The organism is Ruegeria sp. (assembly GCF_040830605.1).
In the GTDB taxonomy this organism is placed as follows: Bacteria; Pseudomonadota; Alphaproteobacteria; order Rhodobacterales; family Rhodobacteraceae; genus Ruegeria.
Map to the genome: position 1 here is coordinate 95599 of NZ_JBFOMD010000017.1, position 9719 is coordinate 105317.

A 9719-nucleotide genomic window follows, 5' to 3' on the forward strand; every position below is an offset into this window, starting at 1 on the left:
AGGGATGAGGGGCCTCCGGTTTCGGGGGCCTTTTCTTATGTGGACGACTGTCGAGCAAACCGGGGTATCCTGCGGGTGCTCAATCCATCCTTGATTGGCGGGATTGGGCCCGAAGCAGGCGTCGGTCTTTCGTCCGGCTATCCAGTCCCTCGTCCTTTTCGCAGTCTCCTCGACGCCACACTCCTCCTTGCGCTTCGCAGTCTCCTCGACGCCACGCTCCTCCTTGCGCTAGGCTGGCCCACAGGAGGCCAATGTGATGGAGCCAGACCATCAGGAACGCAGATTGACAACGATCCTTTCGGCGGATGTCGAGGGTTATTCCAACCTCATGCGGCAAGATGAGGGCGGCACCCTAGCGGCACTGAAGGCACTCCGGAGCAGCGAAATCGACCCTCGGATCGAACGGCACCATGGCCGGACCGTAAAACTCATGGGTGATGGAAGCCTTGTCGAGTTTGCCAGCGTGATCGATGCCGTCAGCTTTGCGGTCGACGTCCAGCACGCCATCGCAGCGGCTCAGGGAGAGCTCCCAGAAGACGACCGGATCCAGTTTCGCATCGGCATCAATGTGGGCGATGTCATCGTCGACGGTGATGATATTTACGGCGACGGGGTAAATGTCGCCGCCCGGATCGAAGGGCTGGCGGAGCCGGGGGGGATATGCATTTCGCGCAGCACTTTTGACCAGGTGAACGAAAAACTCGACCTCACCTTTGCTCCGATGGGGCCGCAGATTGTCAAGAACATCCCCGCGCCGGTGGAGGTCTATCGGATCGAGCTGGACGACCGCTCACAGGCGCTGGCCATGGAAGCCCCACCACCCATAGCCGAACCACAGGGCGCGCCACCGCGTCGCGGGATTCTGCAGTTAGCCATTGCCACGGGACTCGTCATTCTGGCTCTTGTGGCCGGGGTGTATTACTTCCGGTCGGAACCAGTCAAACCGCCCGTGATCGCGGTACTGCCGTTCGAAGACCTAAGCCCCAAGGAACTTAAAGGCATACTGAACGACACGATAGGCGATGGTATCATCACGTCGCTGGCGCGCTACAAGGAATTCACCGTTATTTCGCGTCGCTCCAGTTTCAAGTTCCGTAACTCCGAAGAAGGTATCTCCGAGATTGCCGATCAACTCGGGGCGGACTTCGTTCTGGAAGGTTCCCAACAATACAACGGGGAGCGGCTGAGAGTGACGGCACAGTTGATTGATGCGGATACGGAAACCCATATCTGGGCCGACGAGATCGACGTGCCGCTGGAGGCACTACTGAAAACAAACAGCGAGATCAGTCGGAAAGTCGCCAATGCCGTGGGTGCCAAAGTGGTCGCCACTGCCGAAGCACGTATGACCGAAGGCGATGTCAGCGCCTTGTTGATTGCCAATGCCGCACAAAGCCGGATCATGCGGAATTTCAGCCGCGAGAGCCTGTTGAAAAACATCGAAGAACAGGAGCAGTCCCTCAAAGACTACCCTGATTCCGCGTGGGGCCATCTTGGACAGGCATTGTCGCTTCGCATCGGGCTGCGCTATGGCTGGATTGAAGGCGATGAAAAGGCACTTCGTAAAAGGATGATTGATCTCGCCCGCCGGGGTGTTGAGCTCGACCCCAACAATTTCCTAGCCTACCACGCTTTGGGACGAGCTTTGATGTTCAACCGCGATCTCGACGCTGCCGCTGTCGCTTTTCGTCGTGCAATCGAACTGAATCCATCGTCTTCTTTCGCACGCAGCGCATTGACACTCGCATTAACCCGGCTCGGGAAAACGGACGAGGCTCTTGCAGAAATCGAGGTGACAGCGCGCATTGATCCATTCTACGGACACAGCTTGTATTGGGACAAAGCACTGATCCAGTGGCAGATTGGCGAATGCGAACAGGCGCTGGCAACCTTTAGATCGACGCCCTCGATGCCGGTTGCCGCCAACAAAGTTCTTGCCGCGACATATCAGTGCCTTGGTGAACAGGAGAAGGCGGCCAAAGCGATGGCTGATTTTGTTGCCGAAAACCCCGAATGGTCCGTATCGCGGGAGCGGGATGTCCTGACTGGCATGTGGAGCGCTCCGGGTGCCCTGGACCGATGGCTTGAAGCCATGGAGGCTTCAGGGATGCCGTTGTGAGGCACCGTTCACCGATCATGATTGGAAAGCGGGTCAGCATTTCTTTCGCTGTTCCGACTTACAAACGATATAGGCGATCGGCAGACATGTTCACGCCGCAATCAAGAAACTGGCCATGCCATGCAGCATCGCAACTAAGGTTCGTTTTGTCCTGTATAGGCGACAATGCACCCCAAAAAGAAAAAGGGCAGGTCTGGCGACCTGCCCTTCGCGATTGCACCTGGTTGGGAGGAGAGGGGTGCAAATACGCGGGTCTTACTTGGCTGCCGAAGCTTTCTTGGCAGCGGCGGTCACCTCGTTGGTGGCCTTTTTGACGGCGGCGGTGGCATCTTCGGTGATGTCCTTGCCAGCAGCCATCAGCAGCTCGACGGTGTCCATCTGAACCTTCTTGGCGATCTCGGCGAAAGCGGCCATGTTCTCGGCTGCAACCTCGGCCGATGCCGACGCGAAGTCGGTGGCGGCTTTGGCGTAGTCGGCGGGCTCGGCTTTTGCTTTCGACATGTCCGACAGTTTGGCCAGGGTGTCTTTGGTCCATTTGTTGGAGATCTCGGCCGATTTCTCGGCAGCTTCCAGAGCAACGCCCGACAGCTTTTCGTTCAGAGCTGCGGTCGATTTGAAGGCACCTTCCATGGCGGTGGTGTCAACGGGGAATGCGCCCATCATGTCTTTCATGATCGCGGTAAAGTCTTGGGTCTTTGCCATTGTCCTAATCCTTTTGTGCTGTCCGGGCCCACCCCGGGTTTCATCAGCTTGAGAGGAATATGCTTTCTGCATCGCAGCATTTCAAGTTTTTTGTTGCTGCAATGCAGAAAAAATCTGCTTTCACTTTGAAATCAGCGGCTTGCCTTGACCGTCACATAGCCGCCGGGGGCCGGGGCCAGGCGCGGGTGATCCGAATCGCCGGTATCGCGGGCCGGAACCTGCTTGCCCGAGCGCTTTTTCAGCCAGGCCTCCCACATCGGCCACCACGAGCCTTCGTGGAAATCGGCCTCGTTCAGCCAGGTGTCGGCATCCCCTTTCAGGTCGGGGTTGGTGTAGTGGCCGTATTTCTTCTTGCTGGGCGGGTTGACGATGCCGGCGATATGACCGGATTCCGAGACCACGAAACTCTTGGAGCGTGAGCCCATCTGCTGCACACCGCGATAGCAGTCCTTCCAGGCGGCGATGTGGTCGGTCTCGCAGGTGATCGCCATCAGCGGCACGTCCACGTCGCGTATGTGCAGGGTGTGGCCCATCAGCTCGAACCCGTCGGTGACGAAATCGTTGCCCTGGCACAATCCGCGCAGATATTGCATCGCCATCCGGCCCGGCAGGTTGGCCCCGTCCCCGTTCCAATAGAGCAGATCGAAGGCGGGCGGGGTCTCGCCCAGCATGTAGCTGCGGATCGCGGGCGAATAGATCAGGTCGTTCGAGCGCAGGAAGGACATGGTGCGCCCGATGATCCACGCCTTGAGAACACCGTCCTTGTTCACCTGATCCTCGATCCCGTTGACGAAATCATCCTGCAGGAATGGCGTGAATTCCCCCTGCTCGCCAAAATCCGTCAGCGTGGTGAAGAACGTGGCCGATTTGACCGATTTGTCGCCGCGCTGTTTCAGCAGCGACAGGGTCAGGCTGAGCGTCGTGCCCGCGATGCAATAGCCCACGGCGTTGACCTGCTTGACCTTGCAGATTTTCTTGGCCTCTTCGATGGCAGTCAGGAACCCGTCCTGAATGTAATCCTCCATCCCGATATCGGCATGGGACGTGTCCGCATTGACCCAACTGACGACAAACAGGGTATAGCCCTGCTCGGTCACCCATTTGATCAGGCTGTTCTGCGCCTTCAGGTCGAGGATGTAGTATTTGTTGATCCAGGGCGGAAACAGCACGATGGGCGTTTCATGCACCGTTTCGGTCGCGGGCTTGTACTGGATCAGTTCCATCATCCGGTTGCGATAGATCACATCCCCGGGGGTCGTCGCGATATTCCCCCCGACCTCAAAGGCCGTTTCATCGGCCAGCCGCACCACCAGTTCGCCATCATTGGCCTCGAGATCCGCGACCAGGTTTTCCAGCCCCTTGATCAGGGATTGCCCCTCGGTCTCGACCGCCTTTTCCAGCGCGTCCGGATTGGTGGCCAGAAAGTTGGTGGGCGCCATCATGTCGATGATCTGTTGCGAGAAGTAGGTCAGGCGGCGGCGGTCCTTGTCATCGATATCGTCGACCGAGGCCACCGCCTGCGAGATGGCCTTGGCGTTGGTCTGGTATTGCTGCCGGATGAAGTTGAAATAGGGGTTGGTGTCCCACATCGGGTTGGCAAAGCGGCGGTCCTTTGGCGCGCTTTCATCCGTCTCGATCTCGCCCTTGGCCATCGCCTGCTGCGCCTCGGCGAAGTTCAGGACGGACTTGCCCCAATATTCGATCTGGTGTTCCAGAATCTTGGCGGGATTCTGCCACGCCTCGGCAAAATAAGCCGTTGCTGCCTTTGCGAAAAGCTCTTGATTCGGGCCGTCGAGCGCGGGGGTGTGCGGCGTTTTCCCGGCCATGACGTCGACGAGACGTTTCGAGAGCGCTTCGACTTTTTCCATATTTTCCTTAAGCCGCTCAATATGTTCGTCGGTCACCTGAGGTGTATTGCCGTCACTAGTTGTCATTTTAAGGAATCCCCCCTAACCTCGCTGCTATGCAGAATAACGTCGTGGGCAGGGTGGAGCAAAGCGACGAATGGTCCGAACTCTCAGGCTGATACTCAGGAGGCCCATTTCATGCGCTACATGATGACCTACGACCTGATGGAAACCATGCGCAACACCAACCAGTGGTTGGGCGCGACGGCAAATTCCATGGCATCCTACCCGCTGTTTTCGATGGTGCCGAACCCGGCTTTCAGCTGGATGGCCGCCTGGGGCGAGGTTACCGAGCGCACGTTCCAGCGCATGGTGGTCAAGCCCGACTGGGGCATCCGCACCTTCACCTGCGAAGATGGCAAGGACCATCTGGTCGAGATCGCCACGGTGGTCGAGCGGCCCTTTGGCGATCTGGTGCATTTCAAGGTGCACGGGCGCGAGGAGCAGCCGCGCAAGGTGCTGCTGGTTGCGCCGATGTCGGGGCACTACGCGACGCTGCTGCGCTCGACCGTCAAGAGCCTGCTCGTCAATTGCGAGGTCTACATCACCGACTGGCACAATGCGCGCGACATTCCGGTGTCGGCGGGCAAATTCGATGTCGAGGACTATACGCTCTATCTGGTTGATTTCATGCGCGAACTGGGGCCCGACACCCATGTGATCGCGGTCTGCCAGCCTGCCCCGCTGACCCTGGCGGCCACCGCCTATCTGGCCGAGCTGGACCCCAAGGCGCAGCCCAGCACCCTGACCCTGATCGGCGGCCCGGTGGACCCCGATGCGACGCCGACCGAAGTGACCGATTTCGGCCGCCGCGTGACCATGGGCCAGCTGGAAGAGACGATGATCCAGCGCGTCGGCTTCAAGTACAAGGGCGTCGGGCGGATGGTCTATCCGGGCCTGCTGCAGCTGGCCTCGTTCATGTCGATGAATGCCGAGCGCCATTCCAAGGCATTTTCCGAGCAGATCCAGCGGGTGATGCGGGACGAGGCCTCGGACCACGATGCCCATAACCGGTTCTACGACGAATATCTTGCGGTGATGGACATGACCGCCGAGTTCTACCTGTCGACCGTTGAGCGGGTGTTCAAGAAGCGCGAGATTGCCCGCAACGAGTTCATCGTGGCCGGGCACAAGGTGGATATCGGCAAGATCACCGATGTGGCGGTCAAGTCGGTCGAAGGTGCCAATGACGATATCTCGGCGCCCGGCCAGTGCATCGCGGCGCTGGATCTGTGCACCGGCCTGCCCGACAGCAAGAAGGCCAGCCATGTCGAGCCCGGCGCCGGTCACTACGGCATTTTCGCGGGCCGCAGCTGGCGCGACAACATCCGCCCGCTTGTCATCGACTTCATGAACACCAACTCGCGGCGCCCGGCGCGCAAGCGCAAGCCCGCGAACAAGAACGCGGCGGCCTGATCCATGGCCCGGGGCGCGCAGGGTCCGGTTGCGTTCACCTGTGACTGCGGCAGCCTGAGTGGCCATATCACTCCCCAGGGGCTGAAAAGCGGCACCCATGTGGTCTGCTATTGTCCCGATTGCCGGGCCGGAGAGCTGTATTTCGATCAGCCCGATCCGGCGCCGGGGCCGGTGGACATCTTTCAAATGAGCCCCGACGCGGTGGTCATCGAAAAAGGTGCCGAGCATCTGGCCCTGATGCGGCTGAGCCCCAAGGGGTTGTTCCGCTGGTACGCCAAATGCTGCAACGCGCCGATTGCCACCACCATGCGCTCGGTCAAGCTGCCGTTTGCGGGCTTCAATGTCCGGCGGATTGCCGAGCCCGAGCGTCTGGGCCCGGTTGTCGCCAAGGGGTTCATCCAGACGGAAAGCGGCCACAAGCATGAGAATTTTGGGCGCGCGGCCTTTGCGCTGCTGGGCCGCCTGATCTCGGCCCGCATCTCGGGCCGCTGGCGCAACACACCGTTTTTCAACGCCGAGACCGGTGAGCCGGTGGCCGAGGCCACAATCCTCAGCAAGGAAGAACGGGCGGCGCTTTACCGTTAGGCGGGCATTGCCAGCCAGTGCTGCAGCGCCTCAGTGACAGCCTCGGGGGTTTCCAGCGTGGGCAAGTGGCCGGCATCTTCGATGATCCGCAACTCGGCATTCGGGATCAGTTCGGCCATGAACGTGTGCCGTTTGACCGGCGTCAGCCCGTCATGCGCGCCGCACAGGATCATCGTCGGCACCTTGATCTTGCGCAGCGTGCCCTGCTGGTCGGGGCGGCGCTGCAGGGCGCGCGATTGCCGCACGAAAAGCTCGCCCCCCAGATCGCGCGCCATCGCATAGACGCAATCCAGCACCTCCATACGGCCGGGACCGGGGGCCAGAAACTCGGGCCGCATCGCCTCTTGCATCACCTCGTCCAGCCGCCCTGCCCGCGCGCCCACGATCATCGGCTCGCGCGCGGCGGCGATCTGCGGCGTGTCCGCCAGCGCCTCGGTATCCATCAGGCACAGGCGCGAGACACGTTCGGGCGCGCGGCGGATGATCTCCATGGCGACGATGCCGCCCATGCTGAGCCCGGCCAGCGCGAACCGGTGCGGCAACTGGTCGAGCAGGCCCGAGGCGATTTCCTCGACCCGCTCGCCGGTCGTGATCGGAGCCACCGTCACGGCCCGGTCGCGGGACAGGTGCTGAAGCTGGTGCCGGTAGACCCGGGCATCGCACATCATCCCCGGCAACAAAACCAACGGCTCGATCATGGCAGCTCCTGTTGTGCGGCCCGGAATGCCCGCGCGTTCAGGCGCAGAATGATGGATTTGCAGCCGAGGTCAAGGATAGCGGATGCCCCGGAACGGCGGAAAATCGGCATAGCGGCGGGCCCGCGCGGATAGCGGCTCAGCCGGTTCGGCGCCCGCCGCCAGAAGCCGCCCCCGCGGGGCGATGTAGCTGTCGATCCGGCGCACGGGATTGGGCCGCCAGACCAGGTTGAAGGCGCAGAGCTTGGGAAAGAACCAGATCTCGGAATAATCCAGATGGTCATGCATCCACCAGGCCAGATCGCGCCAGTCGCGCCCGTCCGCATAGCGGTCGGCAAACCACGGGATCACCACCGAAGCACCCGCGATCCGCGCGTCGCCTTCGCCCCGGTCCCAGATATGGCATTCCAGCGGGTGATCGTTGCGGGCGCAGTTGAGCTTGTTCTCATTGCCGAACCGGTTGAGCGAGGGCGAGCGATAGCCCGAGCGCACGGCGATGCGGCCAAAGGTTTCCTCGAGCGGGTCCATCAGGGTTTCGCAAAACGCCCGCCCCGTCTCGATGGCCAGATCGGGGTTTTCCGGGATGTTCTGTTTCTCGTGGAAATTGCCGATCTCGGAATAGAGGAAATCGCGCATGAAGAAATGGCGCGACAGGCGCACGCGGCCAAGGGTTTCGAGGCTCCACATGCTGCCCGGTTTGCGCATCAGCCGTATCCGTTCCAGCGGAACTCACCCTTGGGCCCAAGCGCCGAAAACGGGTTGAAGGCCACCTCCCAGATCGTGCCGTCGGGCGCGCGGAAATAGCCGTGATGGCCGCCCCAGAACACGTCTGCCGCCGGTTTCAGGATCTCGGCCCCGGCGGTTTTGGCGGCGCCCAGCAACGCGGCCACCTCGTCCTTGGTCCGGCAGTTGTGGCTGAGCGTCAGGGCGCCGCGTCCGAGGGTGTCTGCCTCCACCCCGATCTCATCGGCCAGTGCCGAGAGCGGGTAGAGCCCCAGCGTCTGCCCGATCAGATCAAAGGCGATGACCCCGTCGGGGCTGTCGACCCGGGTCCAGCCCAGCCGCTCGTAAAACCCGGCGGCGGCCTCCAGATCCTCGACGCCGATGCTGATGAGGCTGACCCGTTGTTCCATCATTCGATCTCCTGTTCTTTCAGCCAGTTCAGAATGCCCGCCACGGTGGCTTCGTTCTGCCCCGGCGACATGATGTCCCCGGCGATAACATGCGCGTGGGGATCGTCGTTCGACTCCAAAACGACCCTTTGTATGGTCGCCGGTCCACCCCAGTCGCCTGCAATCCGATGGGTGATGTCATGTCGCACGACCTTATCGTCATCCGAGAACCGGAACAGCGCCGGGATTTGCGTCCGGGCGAAATCCAGCGCCACCACCTCTTTGACCAGCGCCGAGAGGGGCACGATGGCCTCCCACGAATAGCGTGTGGTCCAGTAGGTGTTCTTGTCGGGGTGCGGGTCGGGCTCGCCGCGCTCGCCGCCCATGATCAGCGGCAGCCAGTGCCGCGCGCCGGGCAGGGTCGGCACCCAGGCCGCCCCGGAGTTCACACCGAAATTGGGCGAGACGAACACCATGGCGGCGACATCCTTGCTGAGCTCGGGATGCAGCGCCGCGGCGGCGGACAGCGTGCCGCCGGTCGAGGTGGAAATCACCACCACCTTTTCACCCACGGCCCGCGCGGCGGCCAATGCCTCGGCGGCGTCGCGCATCCAGCCCGAGGCCGTACCTTGGGCCATCGCCGCGCTGCCGCGCCCGTGGCCCTGCAGTCGGGTATAGACAAGGTTGGCGCCCAGCGCCTGCGCCACCTTGTCGGGCACCGGGCGGATCTCTTGCGACGTGGCTGAAAACCCGTGGATATAAAGCACCGCATACGGCGTGCGCTGTTCCTCGGCCCCCGGCTGCCAGATCACCCGTTTCTCGACGCCCGGCGTGATGTCGTCAAAACCGGCTTCGATGCTCTCGAAATAGACCTGAACCCCTTCGCCGAATTTGCCGGGATCGAAGGACGGCGACAGGTCGACCTCTTCATAGGGTCCGACCACCCACAGCACGCCACCTACGATCATCAGGGCCAGCAAAAGCCGCCCCAGCAGCCAGCCGAACATCCGCATCAGGCTTCTCCCATCACGTCCAGCACCGCCTGTTCGATCAGGCCGAGGCAGGGCCCGTCGGAAAAGCGGTGGTCGGCATCCTTGACCAGGAGCAGGCGCATGTCGTCGCAGGTGGCATGGTCCACCAGCCGCAGGGCGGTTTCGGTCGAGACGGCGGTATCGGCGGTACC

At 61.6% G+C, this 9719-nt stretch carries 9 protein-coding genes and 1 pseudogene; 3 read left to right on the forward strand and 7 right to left on the reverse strand.

Annotation, left to right across the window (positions count from 1 at the left end; genetic code table 11):
- Positions 1–256: 256 nt before the first annotated feature.
- Complete coding sequence (locus AB3N21_RS21020; protein WP_367937046.1) at positions 257–2119, forward strand: adenylate/guanylate cyclase domain-containing protein; 1863 nt, start codon at positions 257–259, stop codon at positions 2117–2119.
- 255 nt (positions 2120–2374) lie between these two features.
- On the opposite strand, the gene AB3N21_RS21025 is transcribed toward AB3N21_RS21020, so the two are convergent.
- Both AB3N21_RS21025 and AB3N21_RS21030 read right to left on the reverse strand, forming a co-directional pair.
- Positions 2375–2821, reverse strand: a complete 447-nt coding sequence (locus AB3N21_RS21025) for a phasin family protein (protein ID WP_171178440.1) — start codon at positions 2819–2821, stop codon at positions 2375–2377.
- A 131-nt stretch (positions 2822–2952) separates the two neighbouring features.
- Positions 2953–4755: a PHA/PHB synthase family protein gene (locus tag AB3N21_RS21030; RefSeq protein ID WP_367937041.1), complete on the reverse strand. Its 1803-nt coding sequence runs from the start codon at positions 4753–4755 to the stop codon at positions 2953–2955.
- A gap of 111 nt (positions 4756–4866) precedes the next feature.
- On the opposite strand from AB3N21_RS21030, the gene phaZ reads away from it, so the two are divergent.
- Positions 4867–6144 carry a polyhydroxyalkanoate depolymerase gene (phaZ, locus tag AB3N21_RS21035; protein ID WP_171178445.1) on the forward strand — a complete coding sequence of 426 codons (1278 nt, stop codon included), beginning with the start codon at positions 4867–4869 and terminating at the stop codon, positions 6142–6144.
- Positions 6145–6147: 3 nt separating this feature from the next.
- Positions 6148–6729 carry a DUF6151 family protein gene (locus AB3N21_RS21040; protein WP_367937042.1) on the forward strand — a complete coding sequence of 194 codons (582 nt, stop codon included), beginning with the start codon at positions 6148–6150 and terminating at the stop codon, positions 6727–6729.
- Here the strand turns inward: AB3N21_RS21040 and AB3N21_RS21045 are convergent.
- The 5 genes and pseudogenes from AB3N21_RS21045 to AB3N21_RS21065 form a co-directional block, all read right to left on the reverse strand.
- Positions 6726–7427, reverse strand: coding sequence for an alpha/beta fold hydrolase (locus AB3N21_RS21045; RefSeq protein WP_367937043.1), 702 nt, complete (start codon positions 7425–7427; stop codon positions 6726–6728). The two genes, AB3N21_RS21040 and AB3N21_RS21045, sit on opposite strands and share 4 nt — an antisense overlap.
- 69 nt (positions 7428–7496) lie before the next feature.
- Positions 7497–8111, reverse strand: a complete 615-nt coding sequence (locus AB3N21_RS21050) for a hypothetical protein (RefSeq protein ID WP_367937047.1) — start codon at positions 8109–8111, stop codon at positions 7497–7499.
- A 17-nt stretch (positions 8112–8128) separates the two neighbouring features.
- A complete protein-coding gene (locus tag AB3N21_RS21055) occupies positions 8129–8557 on the reverse strand; it encodes a VOC family protein (RefSeq protein ID WP_367937048.1) in 429 nt (142 codons plus the stop codon).
- Positions 8557–9549, reverse strand: a complete 993-nt coding sequence (locus tag AB3N21_RS21060) for an alpha/beta hydrolase (RefSeq protein WP_367937044.1) — start codon at positions 9547–9549, stop codon at positions 8557–8559. The genes AB3N21_RS21055 and AB3N21_RS21060 overlap by 1 nt, the downstream gene beginning before the upstream one ends.
- Positions 9549–9719, reverse strand: a pseudogene (locus AB3N21_RS21065) (alpha/beta hydrolase); the annotation flags it as partial. The pseudogene AB3N21_RS21065 and the gene AB3N21_RS21060, both read right to left, overlap by 1 nt.

What these genes read in the sequence shown, in the direction of transcription:
- AB3N21_RS21020 (WP_367937046.1), top strand. Translation starts at nt 257, where the DNA reads ATGGAGCCAGACCATCAGGAACGCAGATTGACAACGATCCTTTCGGCG.
- AB3N21_RS21025 (WP_171178440.1), bottom strand. Translation starts at nt 2,821, where the DNA reads ATGGCAAAGACCCAAGACTTTACCGCGATCATGAAAGACATGATGGGC.
- AB3N21_RS21030 (WP_367937041.1), bottom strand. Translation starts at nt 4,755, where the DNA reads ATGACAACTAGTGACGGCAATACACCTCAGGTGACCGACGAACATATT.
- phaZ (WP_171178445.1), top strand. Translation starts at nt 4,867, where the DNA reads ATGCGCTACATGATGACCTACGACCTGATGGAAACCATGCGCAACACC.
- AB3N21_RS21040 (WP_367937042.1), top strand. Translation starts at nt 6,148, where the DNA reads ATGGCCCGGGGCGCGCAGGGTCCGGTTGCGTTCACCTGTGACTGCGGC.
- AB3N21_RS21045 (WP_367937043.1), bottom strand. Translation starts at nt 7,427, where the DNA reads ATGATCGAGCCGTTGGTTTTGTTGCCGGGGATGATGTGCGATGCCCGG.
- AB3N21_RS21050 (WP_367937047.1), bottom strand. Translation starts at nt 8,111, where the DNA reads ATGTGGAGCCTCGAAACCCTTGGCCGCGTGCGCCTGTCGCGCCATTTC.
- AB3N21_RS21055 (WP_367937048.1), bottom strand. Translation starts at nt 8,557, where the DNA reads ATGGAACAACGGGTCAGCCTCATCAGCATCGGCGTCGAGGATCTGGAG.
- AB3N21_RS21060 (WP_367937044.1), bottom strand. Translation starts at nt 9,549, where the DNA reads ATGCGGATGTTCGGCTGGCTGCTGGGGCGGCTTTTGCTGGCCCTGATG.